General features: G+C 72.1%; 18 protein-coding genes. 13 read left to right on the forward strand and 5 right to left on the reverse strand.

Going from position 1 to position 18,930, the window contains the following annotated elements:
- Nucleotides 1–83 precede the first annotated feature (83 nt).
- Together ACZLKG_RS01735 and ACZLKG_RS01740 are read left to right on the forward strand one after the other, a co-directional pair.
- Nucleotides 84–740 carry an alpha/beta hydrolase gene (locus tag ACZLKG_RS01735; RefSeq protein ID WP_463647711.1) on the forward strand — a complete coding sequence of 219 codons (657 nt, stop codon included), beginning with the start codon at nt 84–86 and terminating at the stop codon, nt 738–740.
- 169 nt (nt 741–909) lie between these two features.
- Nucleotides 910–1,899, forward strand: coding sequence for a VOC family protein (locus ACZLKG_RS01740; protein WP_463647712.1), 990 nt, complete (start codon nt 910–912; stop codon nt 1,897–1,899).
- 64 nt (nt 1,900–1,963) lie between these two features.
- Here the strand turns inward: ACZLKG_RS01740 and ACZLKG_RS01745 are convergent, their stop codons facing one another.
- Nucleotides 1,964–2,959 carry a helix-turn-helix domain-containing protein gene (locus tag ACZLKG_RS01745; protein WP_463647713.1) on the reverse strand — a complete coding sequence of 332 codons (996 nt, stop codon included), beginning with the start codon at nt 2,957–2,959 and terminating at the stop codon, nt 1,964–1,966.
- A 304-nt stretch (nt 2,960–3,263) separates the two neighbouring features.
- Between ACZLKG_RS01745 and ACZLKG_RS01750 the strand changes: the two genes are divergently transcribed.
- The 3 genes from ACZLKG_RS01750 (at nt 3,264) to ACZLKG_RS01760 (ending at nt 7,193) form a co-directional block, all read left to right on the forward strand.
- Nucleotides 3,264–4,364: a maleylacetate reductase gene (locus ACZLKG_RS01750; RefSeq protein WP_425707481.1), complete on the forward strand. Its 1,101-nt coding sequence runs from the start codon at nt 3,264–3,266 to the stop codon at nt 4,362–4,364.
- Between the two features lie 141 nt (nt 4,365–4,505).
- Nucleotides 4,506–5,471, forward strand: coding sequence for a dioxygenase family protein (locus tag ACZLKG_RS01755; protein WP_425707482.1), 966 nt, complete (start codon nt 4,506–4,508; stop codon nt 5,469–5,471).
- A gap of 54 nt (nt 5,472–5,525) precedes the next feature.
- On the forward strand, nt 5,526–7,193 hold the full coding sequence (locus ACZLKG_RS01760; protein ID WP_463647714.1) for a GMC family oxidoreductase: 1,668 nt from the start codon (nt 5,526–5,528) through the stop codon (nt 7,191–7,193).
- Between the two features lie 84 nt (nt 7,194–7,277).
- Here the strand turns inward: ACZLKG_RS01760 and mftE are convergent, their stop codons facing one another.
- On the reverse strand, nt 7,278–7,970 hold the full coding sequence (mftE, locus tag ACZLKG_RS01765; protein WP_463647715.1) for a mycofactocin biosynthesis peptidyl-dipeptidase MftE: 693 nt from the start codon (nt 7,968–7,970) through the stop codon (nt 7,278–7,280).
- Entirely contained in the window at nt 7,967–8,740 is a 774-nt protein-coding gene (mftR, locus tag ACZLKG_RS01770) for a mycofactocin system transcriptional regulator (RefSeq protein ID WP_463647716.1), read from the reverse strand. The genes mftE and mftR overlap by 4 nt, the downstream gene beginning before the upstream one ends.
- 264 nt (nt 8,741–9,004) lie before the next feature.
- Here mftR and ACZLKG_RS01775 point away from each other — a divergent pair, with 264 nt between their 5' ends.
- From ACZLKG_RS01775 to ACZLKG_RS01810, 8 genes are all read left to right on the forward strand, one after another.
- Entirely contained in the window at nt 9,005–9,841 is an 837-nt protein-coding gene (locus ACZLKG_RS01775; protein WP_463647717.1) for a mycofactocin-coupled SDR family oxidoreductase, read from the forward strand.
- A gap of 64 nt (nt 9,842–9,905) precedes the next feature.
- Nucleotides 9,906–10,742 (forward strand): mycofactocin-coupled SDR family oxidoreductase, encoded by an 837-nt coding sequence (locus ACZLKG_RS01780; RefSeq protein ID WP_463647718.1) that lies wholly within the window; start codon nt 9,906–9,908, stop codon nt 10,740–10,742.
- 48 nt (nt 10,743–10,790) lie between these two features.
- Nucleotides 10,791–11,624: a mycofactocin-coupled SDR family oxidoreductase gene (locus tag ACZLKG_RS01785; RefSeq protein WP_463647719.1), complete on the forward strand. Its 834-nt coding sequence runs from the start codon at nt 10,791–10,793 to the stop codon at nt 11,622–11,624.
- Nucleotides 11,625–11,666: 42 nt separating this feature from the next.
- Nucleotides 11,667–12,497: a mycofactocin-coupled SDR family oxidoreductase gene (locus ACZLKG_RS01790; RefSeq protein WP_463647720.1), complete on the forward strand. Its 831-nt coding sequence runs from the start codon at nt 11,667–11,669 to the stop codon at nt 12,495–12,497.
- Between the two features lie 176 nt (nt 12,498–12,673).
- Nucleotides 12,674–13,702, forward strand: a complete 1,029-nt coding sequence (locus ACZLKG_RS01795; protein ID WP_463647721.1) for an AAA family ATPase — start codon at nt 12,674–12,676, stop codon at nt 13,700–13,702.
- Nucleotides 13,703–13,795: 93 nt separating this feature from the next.
- A complete protein-coding gene (locus ACZLKG_RS01800; protein WP_425707491.1) occupies nt 13,796–14,677 on the forward strand; it encodes a vWA domain-containing protein in 882 nt (293 codons plus the stop codon).
- Nucleotides 14,678–14,770: 93 nt separating this feature from the next.
- Nucleotides 14,771–16,030 (forward strand): pre-mycofactocin synthase MftD, encoded by a 1,260-nt coding sequence (mftD, locus tag ACZLKG_RS01805; RefSeq protein WP_463647722.1) that lies wholly within the window; start codon nt 14,771–14,773, stop codon nt 16,028–16,030.
- Nucleotides 16,031–16,131: 101 nt separating this feature from the next.
- Nucleotides 16,132–16,842 carry an SDR family oxidoreductase gene (locus tag ACZLKG_RS01810; protein WP_463647723.1) on the forward strand — a complete coding sequence of 237 codons (711 nt, stop codon included), beginning with the start codon at nt 16,132–16,134 and terminating at the stop codon, nt 16,840–16,842.
- A gap of 169 nt (nt 16,843–17,011) precedes the next feature.
- On the opposite strand, the gene ACZLKG_RS01815 is transcribed toward ACZLKG_RS01810, so the two are convergent.
- Nucleotides 17,012–17,617 (reverse strand): cysteine hydrolase family protein, encoded by a 606-nt coding sequence (locus ACZLKG_RS01815; protein WP_463647724.1) that lies wholly within the window; start codon nt 17,615–17,617, stop codon nt 17,012–17,014.
- A 97-nt stretch (nt 17,618–17,714) separates the two neighbouring features.
- The gene (locus ACZLKG_RS01820; protein ID WP_463647725.1) at nt 17,715–18,692 is read right to left on the reverse strand and encodes an ABC transporter substrate-binding protein; all 978 of its coding nucleotides are present in this window, start codon (nt 18,690–18,692) and stop codon (nt 17,715–17,717) included.
- Between the last annotated feature and the right edge of the window lie 238 nt (nt 18,693–18,930).

Genomic DNA, 18,930 nt, shown 5'->3' on the forward strand with positions numbered 1-18,930 from the left:
GAGTGAGCGCGGTTCGGTCCGGCCGGCCGCGTCCGCCCTGGCACGATGGCGATCGACCTGACCGAACGAGCCCGGGAGCAACGGTGACCGAGATCCAGCTGGGGGACGTCCGTGCGCACTGGTGGGGCGCCGATCCCGCCGATGCCCGGGTGGGCATCCTCGCGGTCCACGGCCGCGGACAGACCACCGACTACATGACGGCGGTGCTCGACCGCCTCCCGAGCGGGCTCCCACCCGTCGCGGCCCTCCTGCCGCAGGCGGCGGACAGCTCGTGGTACCCCGAGCGGTTCGTCGCACCGATCGAGCAGAACCAGCCCTGGCTCGACGACGCGCTGGCCACCGTGTCACGCGGGCTCGACGCGCTGTCCGGGGCGGGGCTGCCGCGGGAGCGTGTCGTGGTCCTGGGGTTCTCGCAGGGATCGTGCCTGCTGTCGACGTTCCTCCTGCAGGAGGCGGCCGCCGGTCTTGCGGGTGCGGCACTGTTCGCGGGCGGGTACGTGGGGCCGAGGGGGATGCCCGCGCCGACCGGCAACGCCTCGCTCGAGGGACTGCCCGTGCGGATGGCGCTCGCCGAGGCGGACGAGCTGGCACCGCTGTTCCGCACCGAGGAGACCGTGCAGGCACTCCGGGAGCGCGGCGCCGAGGTACGTCTGGACGTGCTCGACGGCGAGGAGCACGTCGTCGCCGACTCCCAGGTCGAGTCGCTCGCGGAGCTCGTGCGCAGCGCCGACGCGGGGTGATGCGCGGCGCCGGGCGCCGGGTTCGTCGCCGTCGGCTTGACCCGATCCGCCACGGTGGCCCGGGCGCCGAGCGGCGCGCGCAGAGCCCGACCTAGCGTCGACGTCGAGCGGCGCGGGTCCCGCCCCGGCGCCGTACGTCCCAGGCCGACGAGGAGCGAAGGAGCTTCCCATGCCGCACATCAATGGTTCCCATCACGTGACGTTGTCCGTCGGTGACGCGCAGGAGGACGTGGACTTCCACGTGAAGGTCCTCGGGATGCGTTTCATCAAGAAGACGGTCCTGTTCGACGGTGGCCTGCCGATCTATCACCTGTACTACTCCAACGCCGCGGGCGACCCGTCGGCGGTCATCACCACGTTCCCGTGGAAGCAGGCCGGCCTGGAGGGTCGGCGCGGGACGAACCAGGCGCGGGAGAACCAGCTGGCGGTGCCGGCGGGGTCGCTCAACTACTGGACCGACCGGCTGGGCTCGTTCGGTATCGAGACCCATGACCTCGAGGCGCTGGGTACGCGTCGCCTCGCCTTCAACCACCCGAGCGGCATCAACTACCAGCTCGTCGAGGTGGAGCACGACCCGCGGGTCGGGTACACCAAGGGCGGTGTCGGGGGTGAGCACGCGATCCACGGCATCTACGGCGTGGGGATCCACGTGCAGAACCCGGAGAACATGGTCGAGTTCCTCGACCAGTCCTTCTACAGCCGCGACGTGAAGGAGGAGGGTGACCGGTTCCAGCTCGCCGTCGGCAGTCCCGAGCACGGCAACAACGTCGAGCTGGTGGTCAACCGGACCGAGGAGCCGGGGACCTGGCGGTACGGGTCGGGTACGTTCCACCACTTCGCCTGGAACATGGACAACCTGGAGAACCAGGCCGAGGTGAAGTTCGACCTCGAGGGGATCGGCTACACGGACGTCTCCGACCTCAAGGACCGGACCTACTTCAAGTCCAACTACATGCGTACCCCGGGTGGTGCGCTGTTCGAGCTGGCCGTGACCCACGACGAGGGTGGCTGGACCTGTGACGAGTCGCCCGAGGAGCTGGGCAGCAAGTTCATGCTGCCCCCGCACTGGGAGGACAAGCGCGACGAGATCATGCAGAAGCTCGACCCGGTGACGATCCCGACGAACCCCACCGACGCGACCCGGCCGACCACGCTCTGAGTCGCTCGTCATGTGGCCCGCGCCGTCCGGTGTCGGCATCCGCGCCGGCACGGGGGCCGGCGGGTCAGCCCGCTGGTCCCCGTCCGGTCAGGGTCCGCGGCAGCGCGTACCCTCCGGACCGCGGCCGGTCCTCCCGCGGGGAGATGCCGAACCGGTCCTTGTAGACCCGGGACAGGTGGGCGGGTGAGCCGAGGCCCCAGCGGCGTCCGAGGTCGGCCGCCGAGACGTCGGCGAGTGCGGGGTCCTGCAGGTCCCGGCGGGCGCGGGCGAGGCGACGGTCGGTGACGAATCGCGGCGCGCTCGTGCCCTCGGAGGCGAGCACCCGGGACAGGTGCCGCTCGGAGATCCCGATGCCGGCGGCGACGCTGACCGCGCCGAGGTCCGGCTCGGCCAGGCTCCGGTCAACGAGGTGGCGGGCGAGCAGGAAGTAGCTGCGCAAGGAGGGCGCGGCCCCCGGTACGCACAGGCGCAGGGCTTCGAGCACGTCGGCCGGCCGCCACTCCCCGCCGGGGAGGAGCTCGGCGGGCGCGTCGTGCCAATGCGCGCCGCGCAGCATCGTCGAGGTCAGCGTGGCCACCCGCGGGTCGGCGACACCGCCCGGGCGGGGCTCGAGCACCCGGGAGACCGCCGTCGTGGCGGTGACGGCGGTGAGGAAGTCCTCGCGCGGGACCAGCCACATGAGCAGGTGCATGCCGCGGTCATACGCGCGCTGGAACGGGACGTCCGCGTCGAAGACCATGACCTCACCGGTGGCGACCGACCGGTGGGGACCCAGACCGTCGCCGTGCGCGGCCGGGCCCAGCTGCGCGGCGATCGCCACGGCACCGGTCGGCCAGTGCTCGACGTCGCCGGTCGACCGTCCGACCACGTGGCTGCGTGCCTGCACCTCCGCGACGACGGAGTCCTCGGCCCGGGTGGAGCGGATGCGCGCGTCGATCGGGCGGCGACCGGGCGTGCGCACGGAGATCTTGTGGAGGAGGTGGGCGCTCGCGGCCTCCCAGGACTCGTTGCGCACAGCCGGCGCGACGAGCGTGGTCGAGAACTCCCGGACCTCGGTCATGACGCGCTCCTTCGGGCGGTGCAGCGGTGCGGCGCCCTCGATGAGGATGCATGGGCGATCGGGGGGCGTCAAGGACGCGCGGTCCGTGTGCGCCGCCGATCGGGAGCCTGCCGCGTCCGTACCTCCGGCCGTCTTGTCTGGATCGGCCACGTCGGTCCGTTGGACGGACTTCCACGTGGTTCCGGCCTCACGTCGGGACGAGGATGAGGACCGGTCGGGGCCGCCGGGCCTCTCGGCGACCCGACGGGTCGGCGACGGCCCATGTCGACCGGTCGAGACCGTCGTCCACACGGAGGTGGAACAGATGACCAGCACGTCCAGCGTGTACGTCGCGCACGCCCAGCGCGTCGTCTCCGGCCCCGGTGCCGCGCGTACCGCGCTTGCCGGCGAGATCGAGGCGGTCGGGGGCGGGCCGGTGCTGCTCGTGGTCTCCGAGCGGGAGCTGGGCATCGCCGAGGCGCCGCTCGCCGCGCTCTCGGCGGCGGGCGTCGACGTCGCCGCGACGTTCCCCGACGTGCGCCCGCACGTCCCGGCCGACGCCGCGGAGGCCGCCCGCGCCGTCGCGCGCGACCACGGGGTTCGCACGGTCGTCGCCCTGGGCGGGGGCTCGACGACGGGGCTCGCCAAGGCGATCGCGCTGACCGACGACGTGCGGATCGTCGCGATCCCGACGACGTACGCGGGCTCCGAGGCGACGGTCGTCTGGGGGGTCACGGAGAACCAGCGCAAGACGAACGGGTCCGATCCGCGGGTCCTGCCGGCGTCGATCGTGTACGACCCGGAGCTGACCGTCACCCTTCCGGAGTCACTGTCGGTGACCTCCGGCCTCAACGCCATGGCTCACTGCGTCGACTCGCTCTGGGCGCCGTCGGAGTCCGCGGTCTCCACCGCCTACGCGACCGAGGGGATACGCGCCCTCGGACAGGGGCTCGCCCCCGTCGTGGCCGACGGCGCCGACCTCGCCGCGCGCGGTCGCCTCCAGGACGCCACCTACCTGGCCGCCGCTGCCTTCTCCGCGGCCGGCTCAGGGATGCACCACAAGATCTGCCACGTGCTCGGCGGCCGGTTCGACCTCGAGCACGCGGCCCTCCACACGGTGGTGCTGCCGCACGTGCTGGCATTCAACGCGCAGGCCGCACCTGACGCCGCGGCAAGGGTCGCGACCTCGCTCGCGGTCGCGGGGTACGGCGACGGGACCGACGCCGTCGGTGCGCTGCTGCACCTGTACGACGCGCTCGGCGCGCCGCGCGCCCTGGCCGACCTGGGGCTCCGGACGGAGGACCTCGACGAGGCCGCTGAGCTCGCACTGGAGAAGGTCCCCGCGTCCAACCCCCGCCAGGTCGGGACCGAGGATCTTCGCGCGCTCCTCGGACGCGCCCAGGCGGGCGAGGCCCCCCGCGGATGACCGCCGACGAGAGGTGCGCCCGACGCCGGGCCGGGGTCTCCGACCTGGCAGTGGCCCGACGCGGCCGCACCAGCACGGCGCCGGCGAGACGCGGTGCGACGGATCTGAACGATCAGCAGCCAGAGACACGGAGGTCATGACATGGCGAAGGTGGTCCCGGCCCCGGAGCCGGGTTCCGAGCAGGAGCACCGCGAGGCCCAGGTCCTCGAGGAGGTGCTCGCCAGCTTCGCGGGCACGCCCGACGCCCGCCTCCGCGAGGTGATGGAGAAGCTCGTCACGCACCTGCACGCGTTCATCCGCGACACACGCCTGACTCAGGACGAGTGGGACACCGCCATCGCGTTCCTGCGTGCGGCGGGCGACATCACCTCGGACGTGCGCCAGGAGTTCATCCTGCTCTCCGACGTGCTCGGCGCCTCGATGCTCACCGTGGCGGTCAACGAGCCGGCCCGTGGCGACGCGACGGAGGCCACGGTCTTCGGCCCGTTCTTCGTCGAGGACGCCCCGCACGTGGAGCTCGGCGGCGACATCGCCCAGGGTGCCGCGGGTACGCCCGCCTGGGTCTCGGGCACCGTGAAGGACGTCGACGGGAACCCGATCGCAGGCGCTCGCCTCGAGGTCTGGGAGGCCGACGACGACGGCTTCTACGACGTCCAGTACGAGGACGGACGCACCGAGGGCCGCGCCTACCTCATCTCCGGCGACGACGGCGACTTCCGGTTCTGGGGCGTACAGCCGACGCCCTACCCGATCCCGCACGACGGGCCGGTCGGCCAGCTCCTCGAGGCCACGCACCGCTCCCCGATGCGCGCCTCGCACCTGCACTTCATGGTCACCGCGCCCGGGTACCGGCGACTCGTCACGCACATCTTCGTGCGCGGGGACGAGCTGCTGACGTCCGACGCCGTGTTCGGCGTCAAGGAGTCGCTCATCAAGGACTGGATCCACCACGAACCCGGCAGCCCGACGCCGGACGGCCGTGAGATCGAAGGCCCGTGGACCTCCGCCGAGTTCGACATCGTCCTTGCGCACGCCGAGGACGGGGACGCGCAGGATCCGTCGGGCGCGGCCCCCAGCTCGTCGGCCCAGATGACGGGCCGGACCTGACCGGTCCGAGGTACGGCTGCGCGGTGCGGCAGAGAACGTGCCTACGGTCGGCCCATGGGTGCGGACGCGATCGCTGAGACGGGACGCGCCACCGAGGTGGTCGTCGTCGGTGCCGGGGCGGCGGGTTGTGCCGTCGCGGCGCGTCTCGCCGACGAGGGCCTGCGCGTGCTCCTGCTCGAGGCCGGCGCGCTCGGCGTGGACCCCATGATCAGCGTGCCGATGGGCTTCGTCCGCACGATGACCAGGCCGCCCCTGTCCTACCGGTACGACGTCGAGCCGGGGCCCGACGCACCGTCCGACGACGACCACTGCTCCGACATCACCTCCACCACCGACGACGACGGCACCAACGCGCACGGCTCCGCCGAGACCTGGTTGCGTGGTCGCGGTCCCGGCGGCTCGACGCTGATCAACGGCACGATGTATCTCCGCGGCGAGTCCCATCTCTACGAGGCGCTCGCGGCCGAGCTCGGACCGGCCTGGGCATGGCCCGAGTTCGAGGCGGCGTTCGCGCACGTCGAGCGCAGGCTTCCGGCGCCGGTGCCCGCCGCCGACCCCGGCGAGTCACCCGTCCTGCGTGCCCTCGCCGGCGGACTCGCGGCGACCGGTGCACCTTTCGTGCCGGACGTGCGCGTCGGGGGTGGCCCGCGTGCCGGCCGGACACCGGGCACGATCCGGTGGGGACGCCGCGTCACTGCCCTCGCGCTCCTGCGGCGTCACCTGCTCACCGGGCGCGTCCGGCTCGTCACCCGACGCCGCGCGGTCCGGGTCCTTCTGGAGGCGGGCCGTGCCGTCGGCGTCGTCGTGCGCACCCCGGACGGGCGGCATCTCGTGCACCGGGCCCGGGAGGTCGTCCTCGCGGCCGGCGCGCTCGAGTCGCCGCAGATCCTCGAGCGCTCCGGCATCGGAGACCCCGACCGACTGGCGAGCCTCGGCATCGCGCCGCGCGTGACCTCGCGCGCGGTCGGGGAGGGGCTGCGCGAGCAGCGCGGCGCCACGGTCAAGCTGCGCATACGCGACGGCCTCGGCATGAACGAGCGCCTGCGCGGACCCGGCCTGCGCGGCACGATCCTCCGGTACCTGCTCACCGGGACGGGACGCCTGGCAGTTGGCCCGTACGACCTCGTCGCATCCGTGGATTCGCGCGGTGGTCGGACGCCTGACCTGCAGCTTCTCCTCACCGAGGTCTCGACCGGTGACGACGGGCTGACGCCCGCCGAGCACGCCGGGCTCATGATCCAGGCTTTCCCGCTCGTGCCGCGCGCGACCGGTGCCGTACACGCCACCGGACCCGACCCGGACGCCCGACCCGACCTCAGGGGACCGCTCCTCGGCGACGTCCGTGACCGCGTCATGGCTGAACGCGCCCTCGCGGCGGCGCGAGCGGTGGCGGCGACGGACGAGGTCTCGCGCATCGCGATCGACGAGCTGGCCCCCGCGGACCTCGCGCCCGCGGGTGACGTCGCCGCGGCCGCGCGCTACGTGCGGGACACGGGCGGCGCGATCTTCCACTCCGTGGGCACTGCCGCTGCCGGCGGACCGGACGCGGTGCTCGACGAGCGGCTGCGCGTCCGTGGCGTCCCCGGTCTACGGGTCGCCGACCTCTCGGCGCTCCCGTTCCACACCTCGGGCGGGACCCAGGCCGTCGCCATGGCGCTCGGGCACCTCGCGGGGGGTTGGATCGCGAACGACGTCCGCCGTGGCCGCGCGCGCCCGGAGTGATCGGAACCCCGCGACGAATCCTGCGCCATCGGCGGCGCGACCTGGAGTGACTCCTGATCGGACCGGAACGCGCACGGCACTCCGCTACGCGACGCTCCGCGCGACGTCGTCGTAGGCGTCCAGCGCCAGCTCGACCAGGGCCGCGAGCATCTCGGTGCCGTGCTCGGCGGTGGCGTCCGCGGGATCCCCGAGGACACCGTTCGGGCTGAGCGCGCGCACCCCGCGGGCCCGCATCTCCTCGATGATCTCGCGGATCGGGGTCGTGTTCCCGGCCTCGGCCAGCTCCGTGCGCACGCGTTGGGGCGTCAGGTGCAGCAGCAGCGACGTCTCGGACCGTCCGGCGTGGGCATCCATGCCGGCCAGGCCGAGGTGGTGCCGGGCGAGCATGCGTCCCTCGGAGGCGCAGGTCTCGATCGCCGCACGGATCCCGGCCGCGTTCCCGCCGTGCCCGTTGATCGCGAGTACGGCGTCGAAGGTCGTTGCCGAGCCGCGGACGATCGCCACCAGCACGTCGCGCAGCGCCTCCGTACCGATCGAGATGGTGCCGGGGAAGTCGGCGTGCTCGTCGCTCGCCCCGTACGGCAGCGTCGGGGCGAGGACGGCGCCGGGCCGGGCCGCCACCACACCCTCGGCGACCGCCGTCGCCGTCGTGGCGTCGGTGTCCAACGGGAGGTGTGGCCCGTGCTGCTCGAGAGCGCCCACCGGGAGCACGAGGACGGTGGGCGTCCCGGACGTCCTGCCCTCGACCTCGGGCCACGTGGCGTCGGCGAGCCTCATCGGGGCCCCGAACCCGCGGCGCCCTGGTCCGTGGCTGCGGCGTCGGTGCGCGACGTCCCCGTCAGGCGTGCGGTGAGGCCCGCGGAGCGCTCGGCATCGAGGAGGTCGAGATGGTTGATCGCGCTGAACGCGGCGTCGATGCAGGTGGCGAGGTCGGCCGACCGGCGTGGGATCCACTGGCGGTAGGCGGCGATCGCCGCCGACAGCGCGACCTCGCCGAGGAGCTGGGGGCCGAACGCCGCGGCGTCTTCGCCGAGCCGTCGTCCGGCGAACTCCGCGATCGCCTTGCGCCAGCCCTCGAACTTCAGCAGGGAGCGCGCGATGAGGTCCGGTTCGGTGAGGATGAGCCGGAGCCGGGCCCGGTGCTGCGCCATGCCCTCGGGTGGGACCCGGTTGAAGTCGACGACGGCGATCCGCAGGGCCGCCATGATCGGCACGTCGTCGTCGATGTCGGCCAGGGCGGCGCGCAGACGTTCGACCTCGGCGTCGAAGTCGCCCCACACGACGTCGGCCTTCGTGTCGAAGTAGCGGAAGAACGTGCGTCGGGAGACGCCGCCCGCGGCCGCGACCTGCTCGACCGAGACGTTCGTGTAGCCGTGCTCGGTGAAGAGGTCGACCCCGATGGCGGCGAGCGCGTCGTGCGTCGTCGCGCGCGGCCGACCCGGCGACCGGTCCGAGCCGGGCGTGCCCCGGTCGGCGTCGTCCGGGTCCGTCTCCGCGACGGCGTCCGGCCGGCCTTCCCCGCTGTCATCGGTCCCACGGTCCGTCATCGGGCGTCCTTCCTCGGCGATCCGTTGCAGTGGCACCCAGTGTCATATACGCTCACGAGAGCACTGTGTGGGCCAGCCCACACAAGGGTCCGACGTCCTGATGACTGTTCGAGGAGGAACACATGACCCAGTCCATCACGACGTCGCCCTGAGCCCGCTCCCGGCCCGCGACCTTCCCCGCGCGGACCTGGATCGACCGATCGACGCGGGGACCCACCTCCCTGGGCCCCTGCGTCACCGCACACAGACGTGAGGAGACAGCACATGGCAGGACGGCTCGAGGGCAAGGTCGCGCTCGTCTCGGGAGGTGCGCGCGGGCAGGGACGCTCCCACGCGCTGCGCCTCGCCGAGGAGGGTGCCGACATCATCACGTTCGACGTCGTCGCACCGATCGACGGCGTCGAGTACCCGGCGCCCACCGCGGAGGACCTCGCGGAGACCGTGGCGCAGGTCGAGGCGCTCGACCGCCGGATCGTCGCCCGCACCGCGGACGTGCGCGACTGGGCGGCGGTCAAGACGGTCGTCGACGAGGGTGTCGCCGAGCTCGGCGGTCGGCTCGACGTCGTCTCCGCCAGCGCGGGCATCTTCACCTTCGGGACTCCCGCCGTCGAGGAGTCCGAGGAGTCCTGGGACACCATGCTCGACATCAACCTCAAGGGCGTGTGGCGCACGGTCAAGGCGGCCGCGCCGCACATGATCGAGGCCGGCAACGGCGGGTCCGTCGTGCTGACCAGCTCCACGGCGGGCCTCCAGGGGACCGCCAACGTGGGCTCCTACACGGCCGCCAAGCACGGCGTGGTCGGTCTCATGCGCACGCTCGCACTCGAGCTCGGCTCGCACAGGATCCGCGTCAACACGGTGCACCCGACCGCGGTCAGCACACCGATGGTGCTCAACGACGCGCTGTACCGGCTGTTCGCGCCGGACCTAAAGAACCCGACGGAGGACGTGTTCCGCGAGCGCATCGAGGTGCTGCACGCCCTCCCGGTCTCCGCCGTCGAGCCCGTGGACATCTCGAACGCCATCGTCTGGCTGTCCTCGGAAGAGGCCCGGTACGTCACCGGCACCGAGATCAAGGTCGACGCCGGCTTCACGCTCTGACCGACCCGACGACAGGTCACGACACGAGAGACCAACAACGATCACGACGAAGGAGTCAGGAATCATGGCGGGACGAGTAGAGGGCAAGGTCGCGTTCATCTCCGGTGCCGCGCGCGGGCAGGGGCGCAGCCATGCGCTGCGCCTGGCCGAGGAGGGCGCGGACATCATCGCGTTCGACATCTGCCGGGACGTGGAGACCAACGAGTACCCCGGGTCGACGCCCGAGGACCTCGCCGAGACCGTCCGGCTCGTCGAGGCCCTCGACCGCCGGATCGTCGCGCGCGAGGTCGACGTCCGTGACTATGCAGCGGTCCGGGCCGTCGCCGAGGAGGGGGTCGCCGAGCTGGGCCGCCTCGACATCGTCGCGGGCAACGCCGGCATCATTGGCGAGGTCAACCCGACGGAGGACCAGTCGGAGCACGGCTGGCAGACGATGATCGACGTCAACCTCACCGGTGTCCGGCACACCGCCAAGGCGGCGATCCCGCACATCAAGGCCGGCGGCAACGGCGGGTCGATCATCCTCACCAGCTCCACCGCGGGCATCAAGGGCTACGCGAACCTCTCCCACTACGTGGCCGCGAAGCACGGCGTCGTCGGCCTGATGAAGACTCTCGTGCTCGAGCTGGGGGGGGACAACATCCGGGTCAACACGGTCCACCCCACCCAGGTCGACACCGACATGATTCAGAACGAGTCGATGTACCGCCTGTTCGTCCCCGACAAGGAGAACCCCACCAGGGAGGACTTCGCCGAGGTCTCCCGGGCGATGCAGGCCCTGCCGATCCCGTGGGTCGACGCGCGGGACATCTCGAACGCCCTGCTCTTCCTCGCCTCCGACGAGGCGCGGTACATCACCGGTCAGCAGCTGAAGGTCGACGCCGGCCAGACCAGCCTCTGACCCCGTCCCCGATCCATTGCTGAACGCACGACGAAGGAGTCAGGAATCATGGCGGGACGAGTAGAGGGCAAGGTCGCGTTCATCTCCGGTGCCGCGCGCGGGCAGGGGCGTAGCCACGCGCTGCGCCTGGCCGAGGAGGGCGCGGACATCATCGCGTTCGACATCTGTAAGGACGTGGACTCGGTGCCGTTCCCGGGAGCGACGCGGGAGGATCTCGCGGAGACCGTGCGTCAGGTCGAGGCGCTCGACCGGCGCATCATCGCGCGTGAGGCGGACGTCCGGGACTACGACGCCGTGAAGGCGGTCGCCGACGAGGGCGTGGCTGAGCTCGGACGGATCGACATCGTCTCGGGCAACGCGGGGATCTCGGGCGAGCTGAACCCCGCCGCCGTGATGTCGGAGGTGGGGTGGCAGGAGATGATCGACATCAACCTCACCGGCGTGTGGCACACGGTCAAGGCGGCCATCCCCCACATCCAGGCCGGCGGCAACGGCGGGGCGATCGTCATCACCAGCTCCGTCGCAGGGCTCAAGGGGATGGGCAACATCGCGCACTACGTCTCGGCGAAGCACGGCGTCGTCGGACTCATGCGAGCGCTCGCTATCGAGCTCGCCCCGGACAACATCCGGGTCAACTCGATCCACCCCACACAGGTGGACACCCCGATGATCATGAACGACACGATCAAGGGACTGTTCACGGGTAACGAGAACGCCTCGGACGAGGAGTTCGCCGGTGTGTCGCAGGCGATGAACACCCTGCCGATCCCGTGGGTCGAGGCCCGGGACATCTCCAACGCCCTGCTGTTCCTCGCGTCCGACGAGGGCCGCTTCATCACCGGAGTACCGCTGCCCGTCGACGCCGGCGCGCTGCTCAAGTAGCTCGACCACCAGTACGAGAACCCACAGAAGGAGTCGCTCATCATGGCAGGACGAATGGAAGGCAAGGTCGTCTTCATCACCGGTGCCGCTCGGGGCCAGGGGCGTAGCCACGCGCTGCGGCTGGCCGAGGAGGGCGCCGACATCATCGCCGTCGACATCTGCGAGTCGGTGCCCGGCGTCGTCTACGACGGAGCGACCTCGGAGGACCTTGCTGAGACGGTGCGGCAGGTCGAGGCGTTCGACCGCCGGATCGTCGCGCGGGAGGCAGACGTGCGGGACGAGGACGCCCTCGCGTCCGCGGTGGCGGACGGCGTGGCCGAGCTCGGCCGTCTCGACGGCGCCGTGGCAAACGCGGGCATCGACATCATCAAGCACTGGCAGGACTTCACCAAGGAGGACTGGGACAACACGATCGGCACGAACCTCACGGGCGTGTGGAACACGGTCCGTGCGGTCGCGCCGGCGATCATCGACGGCGGCAACGGCGGGTCGATCGTGCTCATCTCCTCGGCCAACGGCATCAAGCCCGGACCGTTCAACGCCCCATACAACGCGGCGAAGTTCGGTGTCACGGCGCTGTCGAAGTCGTTCGCCATGGAGCTGGGCAAGCACCGCATCCGGGTCAACAGCATCCACCCTGGTGCCGTCGAGACGCACATGGGAACGGGCGCGGCGGGGAACATCGGGGAGCTCGACAAGGAGAACCCTGGACTGCTCCAGATGCTCAACGGGTGGTTCAACAACGACGACGGTAGCCTGAACTTCATGCAGCCGCGCGAGATCTCCAACGCGGTCCTGTACCTGCTGTCCGACGAGTCCCCCTTCACGACGGGCCTCGCGATGAACGTCGACGGTGGCATGGCGTCCTACTGACGGCCCCCGGCCCGGCGGCGCGACTCTCGGGTCGTGCCGCCGGGCCGGCCCGCCACATCTCGCGCTCGCGACGGGCGCGAACCCCATCCCGGCCGACCACCGACCGCACGCTCGACGACCACCACCAGTTCCCCCAGCGAACGGGGGTGCAAGCAGATCACCGACGAAGGCGAGAAATGGCCACGCAGTCCACCGGCACCCGAGACACCGGCTACGTCACGCGCATGCGCGAGCGGGTCGGTGAGCGCGTCGTCGGGCGCGAGCACGAGCTGGACCTCGTGCTCGCCGCCGTCGCCGCGGGTCGGGACATCCTCCTCGAGGGCCCGCCGGGGACCTCGAAGTCCACTCTCCTGCGCGCCATCGCGGAGGAGTGGGGAATCCCGTTCGTCCTGGTCGAGGGCAACGCCGACCTCACGCCGAGCAAGCTCATCGGCGGCCACGACCCGGCGCGCGTGCTGCGCGAGGGGTACAAGGACGAGAACTTCGTCGACGGTCCGCTCGTGCGGGCGATGCGCGAGGGCGGGTTCCTCTACATCGAGGAGTTCAACCGCGCTCCCGACGACACCCTCAACACCCTGCTGACCGCGATGGCCGAGCGCGACGTGACGGTGCCGCGCGTCGGCACGATCAGCGCGCTGCCGACGTTCCGGATCATCGCCTCGATGAACCCCTACGACAACGTCGGCACCACGCGGCTCTCGTCCTCGGTCCACGACCGGTTCAACCGGCTCGTCGTCGACTACCAGGACGACGCCGCCGAGCGCGAGATCGTCGCCCTGCGCACGGGACTCGCCTCGGACGTCCCCGACGACGACGGGCATCACCCCGACGACGCCGAGAACCACGCCGCCGTCCCCCCGGCGCTCGCCGAGGCGCTGGTCGCCGACGCCGTGGCCCTGACCCGCGCCACCCGCGACCACGAGGACACGCGCCAAGGGAGCTCGGTGCGCGGCGCGATCGACCTCGCGCTCGTCAGTGCCCAGCTCCTCGCGATGCGTGGCATCGACACCCCCGGCGAGGGGCGGATCACCACGGAGGACTCGCCGCGCCGCAGGTACGCGGAGTCGATGCGCGACGCCGCGCTGGTCGCCCTGTCCGGCCGGCTGCACGTCGATGCCGCCAGCGCGACCACGCCCGAGCGCGTCGTCCAGGAGATCTGGGAGGACCACTACCTCCTCCAGCCCGCGGCGGCTGCCGGTGGTTGAAGAGAGGTCGCGGCCGACTCCCCGGTCCGGCGCAGGTCGGACACGTCCAAGGGGCGTCGTCGTCGCCCGAAGGTCCTCGACGAGGAGCCGACCGTGTTCGAGCCGGCCACCGGCGAGGGCGGGGGACAGGTCCTCGTCGCCACCGGCGACGGCACCAAGGGGCCCGGCGCGCGCACCCGCGGGTCGGCCGCACCCGGCGAGACCGGGGAGGAGGGCGAGGTCGTCGACCTCGCCGATCTCGACGACGAGGCCGACGCCGACGCGCTGCGCCGCGCCCGCGAGATCGCCGCTGCCCTCGCGATCCCGCAGCCGCCCAGGCGCGAGTCCGCACGGCGCGGGCTCGGCGAGCTCGAGTCCCTGCCCTACGTGGGCGCCGCGGACGACATCGACCTCGAGGCGACCGTCGACAATCTCGTGGCCCATCCCGTGCCCGACCCGCGCGACGTCGTCGTGCGCGAACGTATCCGGCAGCGCCGCGCCGTGGTGCTCGTCGTCGACGTCTCCGGCTCGATGCGGGGCGAGCGCATCCGCTCGGCCGCCGCGGCCGTCGGCGCCCTCGTCGGCGAGCTCGTGCGGGACGACCTCGCCGTCGTCGCCTTCTGGTCCGACGCCGCGATCCTGTCCCCGATGGGGCGCACCGCCACGTCGGGCGAGATCCTCGAGCTGCTCGTGCGCATCCCCGCGCGCGGGCTCACCAACCTCGAGCTGCCGCTGCGGCTCGCCCGCGACGAGCTCGCGTCCGTACCCGGCTCCGAGGGCCGGGTCCTCCTGCTGTCGGACTGCGTGCACAACGCCGGACCCGACCCGCGCAGCGTCGCCGCGGCCCTCCCTCGCCTCGACGTCCTGCTCGACACCACCGGCGAGAAGGACGTCGACCTCGGGCGCGACCTCGCCCGGCTCGGCCGCGGGACGCTCGAGACCGTGCGCTCCCACCGCGACCTCCCGGCCGCGCTCTCCCGGATCCTCGCCTCGTGAGCGATCCGTGCCCACCGGACCAGGCCCGCGGCGCCTCGCCGTCGGGCACATCGGCGCGAACCTCGTGCCCTGAGAAGTAAGGACAGCAAGCCCATGGCCAACCCGTGGTTCGAAAGCGTCATCGAGGCGCAGCGCCGGGCGCGCAGGCGCCTCCCGAAGTCCGTCTACATGGCCCTCGTGGCCGGCTCCGAGCGGGGCACGACGGTGCGCGGCAACATCGACGCCTTCTCCGAGCTCGGCTTCGCCCCGAAGATCACGAGCAACCCGATGAACCAGGACACCTCGACGACGATCATGGGCGTCCCCGTCGACCTGCCCGTGATGATCTCGCCGACCGGCGTGCAGGCCGTCCACCCCGACGGCGAGCTCGCCGTGGCCCGTGCGGCCCACAACCGCGGGGGCGCGATGGGGCTCGGCGCCTACTCGTCGAAGCCGATGGAGGACGTGATGGCGGCCAACCCCGGCCGCACGTTCTTCCAGATGTACTGGTCGGGCGGCCGCGACCAGATGCTCGCCCTCGCCGAGCGGGCGCGGGCAGCGGGCGCCGTCGGCCTCATCGTCACCCTCGACTGGACCTCCGGCTACGGCCGCGACTGGGGCAGCCCCGAGATCCCCGAGCAGATGAACATCAAGACGATCCTCAAGTACATCCCCGAGATCGTCGCCGGAGGCAAGTTCGACTACGCGCTGGACTGGGCCAAGACCCTGCGCCCGCCGGAGCTGTCCGTGCCCAACGCCGTCCTCAAGGGCGAGCGTGCGCCGGGCTTCTTCGAGGCCATGGGCTGGTGGCGCCAGACCGAGATCCCCTCATGGGAGGACATCGCCTGGCTGCGCGAGCAGTGGGGCGGCCCCTTCATGGTCAAGGGCATCACCCGGGTCGACGACGCGAAGGCGGCCCGTGACGCCGGTGCCACCGCGATCTCCGTGTCCAACCACGGCGGCAACAACCTCGACACCACGCCGGCCGCCATCCGCCTCCTCCCGGCCATCGCCCAGGAGGTCGGCAGCGAGGTCGAGGTCCTCATGGACGGCGGCGTCCGCCGCGGTTCGGACGTCTACAAGGCGATCGCGCTCGGTGCGCACGCGGTGCTCATCGGCCGCGCCTACCTGTGGGGCATGAGCGCCAACGGGCAGGGCGGCGTGGAGAACGTCCTCGACATCATGCGCGACGGGCTGAAGGCCGCGATGATGGGCAACGGTCACGAGACGCTCGACCAGATCTCGGTGTCCGACCTCGTCATCCCGCCGCACTTCGCGATCACCGCCGGCGGCGAGGACGGCAACCTCTGGGGCGTCCCCGAGCTGCGCAGCGACGTGGCGATCGACCAGGAGCGCGCGGCGGAGCACCGGTAGTCGGTCCGGGAGCGGACCGGGACCTCCCGACCGCCGCGCGGGCTCGCTCCCGACGGCCACGCGCGCTCTCGGGGATCGCGCCCCCCGCTCCCGACGAGTGGGTGGCAGCCGACCCGGATTCAACCGTTTCTGAGTCGATCGCCACCCGCTCGTCAAGGCACCGGGAGTCCCGGCGCCTGGTCGAGGAGCTGGACCGCCGGATCCTCACCGTCCAGGCCGACGTCCGCGACGCCGCAGCACTCAAGGCGGCCGCGGCCCGCGCGGTCGCCGAGCTCGGCAGTCTCGACATCGTCGTGGCCAACGCCGGCATCTGCGAGCCCGCCAAGTGGGAGGACATCACCGCGGACTCGTGGAAGGACACGATCGACATCAACGTCACGGGCGTGTGGAACACGATCACGGCGGCAGCCCCGCACATGATCGAGGCCGGCAACGGTGGCGCCGTCGTCATCACCTCGAGCTACGCCGGCAAGAAGGTGCAGCCGATGATGATCCACTACACGACCTCCAAGCACGCCGTGGTCGGCATGACGCGCGGCTTCGCGGCCGAGCTGGGACTGCACAACATCCGCGTGAACTCCGTCCACCCGGGCGGCGTCGCGACCCCGATGGGCAGCCCCGGCGTCATGGCGGCGATCGAGTCCTCGACCAAGGAGAACCCCAAGGTCAACCAGATGGGCCAGCCGTTCATCGGACCCGGCTGGATGGAGCCCGAGGCGATCGCCGACGCCGTGGCGTTCCTCGTCTCGCCCGCGGCCGCCAACATCACCTCCGAGCACCTGAGCGTGGACCAGGGCATGCAGTACTTCTGACCGGTCCGGGTCACACCCGCGACCCCCACCCGGCACGACGACGGCGCCGGCACCTCCCGCAGGTGCCGACGCCGTCGTCGTGGATGGGCGCCGGTGACCGTCGTCCGGCGCGGTGACCGCGGCGCCGGGGGGTCGTAGCCCGGTGCGGTGAGAGACGGACGGTGAGCGGTCAGGGGCCGAGGAGTGCGATCGCCCCGTCGGTGGTATTCGCACGGCCCCAGTGCCGGCCGATCCGGGCCACGGCGGACTCGTGGGCGGCCTGGTCGTACGAGGCGCAGGCGTCGGTGACGAGAACGACCCGGAAGTCGCGCTCGACGGCGTCGCGCAGCGTCGTCTCGACGCAGATCTCGGTGGCGACCCCGCAGATCAGGAGGGTCTCGACGCCCCGGTCGCGCAGCGCCCGGTCGAGGCCCGGGGAGGTGAAGCCCGAGTAGCGGTGCTTGACGTGCACGAGCTCGCCGGGCGCCGCGGTGACCACGAACGGTTCGGCTCCCCACGTGCCGGTGCGGCAGTTGCGCGCAGGAGGAGGCGTCCCGGGCGGCAGGGAGTACCGCTCGTCCCACGCCGCGGAGTCGACGTGCTCGTCGTGGGCGGTGCGCACGTGGACCACCGGGGTCCCGACCGACCGGGCCGCGTCGACGAGGCGCCCGATGCTGGTCACCGCGGCTGGGACCGGTGCGACGTCGAGGCCGCGGCCGGCCATCGTGCCGTCCGGCGAGCAGAAGTCGTTCTGCACGTCGACCACCAGCACGGCCACGCCTGCCCCCGCCGTCACGGCCGTATGCCCCGGCGACCGCTGCCGGGAGCCTCCTTGCGGACGCCCCGGCGCCCGACCCGGCGCGCGGGCGTCGTCGTGCGGCACGGTGGGGGCGTCACTGCTCCCCGACGATCGACTCCACGTCGATCTCCTCGCTCACGTATCCCTCCGCGAGCATGCGCTCGGAGAGGAACTCCAGGGACTCCACGTCGATGTCGGTGTGGTACTCGGGCAGGATCATGGCGTCGGCGACCTCGGGGTCGAGGTCGGGCACCGCCGAGCGGAACGCGTCCGGATCGCTGTCGACAAGCTCGATCGTGGCCGCGAGGCCCGCCCGGAACGCGTCGATCACCTCGGGGTTCTCCGCGGCGTACTGGTCGGACGCCAGGAACGAGCCGACCTGCAGCCCCGGGTAGGCCTCGACGTACGGGTGGGACACGACGCGGTCCCCGGCCTCGAGGGCGAGCGTCCGGAAGGGCTCGATCACCCAGGCCGCCTCGACCTGACCGGAGTCGAGCGCAGGGAGCATGTCCGGGAAGCCGAGCTCGACGTACTCGATGGCGGACGGGTCCGCGCCGGCGTTCTCGACGCTCGCGGAGATGGTGATGTCCCCGATGTTCTGCAGCGTGTTGACGGCGACCTGACGGCCGGCGAGGTCCGCGGAGGTCTCGATGTCCGAGTCGGCCGGCACGACGACCGCAGAGAAGTCGGACTCGGGGTCCTCGGTCGCGAACGTCCCCGGCGCGATCATCGTGACCGGCAGACCCTGGTCCGCCGCGAGCAGCACGCTGACCGTGTTCGACCCGGCGATGTCCAGCGTCCCGCCCACGACACCCGGGATGGCGGCCGCACCGCCGGCGGAGGTGTCGACCCGGACGTCGAGGCCCTCGTCCTCGAAGAGCCCCTGGTCGACGCCGTACTCGAGGAACGCCGAGGGGATGCCGGCGGTCTCGCCGACGCGGACCTCGGTGAGACCGCCGTCGCCGCCGCCCCCACCGTCCCCGGTCTCGTCCGAGTCCCCGCCGCACGCGGCGAGCACGAGTGTCGTGGCGAGCGCGATGGTCGACACGATGACTGGACGCGAACGCTTCATGGGTCCTCCCGGGGCTGCGGACGCTGCGACGCGTCCGAGATCTGTGCGGGTCGGCCCTCGACCCGGCTGGAGGAGACGGTAGGCCCCGCTCGCCGCAGTGCGATGGGTGACGGAACCGATTCGACATGGTGGAATCCCTAGCGACGTCGGCGATGCAGTACCGGCATGCACCCCCGAACCGTTCGAGACTGCGGAATCGCGTCGCTGCGGCGGGGACGGTCCGGCCCGACCTCCCTAG

It is taken from the genome of Georgenia sp. Z2081, assembly GCF_055326445.1.

What these genes read in the sequence shown, in the direction of transcription:
- ACZLKG_RS01745 (WP_463647713.1), bottom strand. Translation starts at nt 2,959, where the DNA reads ATGACCGAGGTCCGGGAGTTCTCGACCACGCTCGTCGCGCCGGCTGTG.
- ACZLKG_RS01740 (WP_463647712.1), top strand. Translation starts at nt 910, where the DNA reads ATGCCGCACATCAATGGTTCCCATCACGTGACGTTGTCCGTCGGTGAC.
- ACZLKG_RS01785 (WP_463647719.1), top strand. Translation starts at nt 10,791, where the DNA reads ATGGCGGGACGAGTAGAGGGCAAGGTCGCGTTCATCTCCGGTGCCGCG.
- ACZLKG_RS01790 (WP_463647720.1), top strand. Translation starts at nt 11,667, where the DNA reads ATGGCAGGACGAATGGAAGGCAAGGTCGTCTTCATCACCGGTGCCGCT.
- ACZLKG_RS01820 (WP_463647725.1), bottom strand. Translation starts at nt 18,692, where the DNA reads ATGAAGCGTTCGCGTCCAGTCATCGTGTCGACCATCGCGCTCGCCACG.
- mftR (WP_463647716.1), bottom strand. Translation starts at nt 8,740, where the DNA reads ATGACGGACCGTGGGACCGATGACAGCGGGGAAGGCCGGCCGGACGCC.
- ACZLKG_RS01795 (WP_463647721.1), top strand. Translation starts at nt 12,674, where the DNA reads ATGGCCACGCAGTCCACCGGCACCCGAGACACCGGCTACGTCACGCGC.
- ACZLKG_RS01750 (WP_425707481.1), top strand. Translation starts at nt 3,264, where the DNA reads ATGACCAGCACGTCCAGCGTGTACGTCGCGCACGCCCAGCGCGTCGTC.
- ACZLKG_RS01760 (WP_463647714.1), top strand. Translation starts at nt 5,526, where the DNA reads ATGGGTGCGGACGCGATCGCTGAGACGGGACGCGCCACCGAGGTGGTC.
- mftE (WP_463647715.1), bottom strand. Translation starts at nt 7,970, where the DNA reads ATGAGGCTCGCCGACGCCACGTGGCCCGAGGTCGAGGGCAGGACGTCC.
- ACZLKG_RS01780 (WP_463647718.1), top strand. Translation starts at nt 9,906, where the DNA reads ATGGCGGGACGAGTAGAGGGCAAGGTCGCGTTCATCTCCGGTGCCGCG.
- mftD (WP_463647722.1), top strand. Translation starts at nt 14,771, where the DNA reads ATGGCCAACCCGTGGTTCGAAAGCGTCATCGAGGCGCAGCGCCGGGCG.
- ACZLKG_RS01775 (WP_463647717.1), top strand. Translation starts at nt 9,005, where the DNA reads ATGGCAGGACGGCTCGAGGGCAAGGTCGCGCTCGTCTCGGGAGGTGCG.
- ACZLKG_RS01755 (WP_425707482.1), top strand. Translation starts at nt 4,506, where the DNA reads ATGGCGAAGGTGGTCCCGGCCCCGGAGCCGGGTTCCGAGCAGGAGCAC.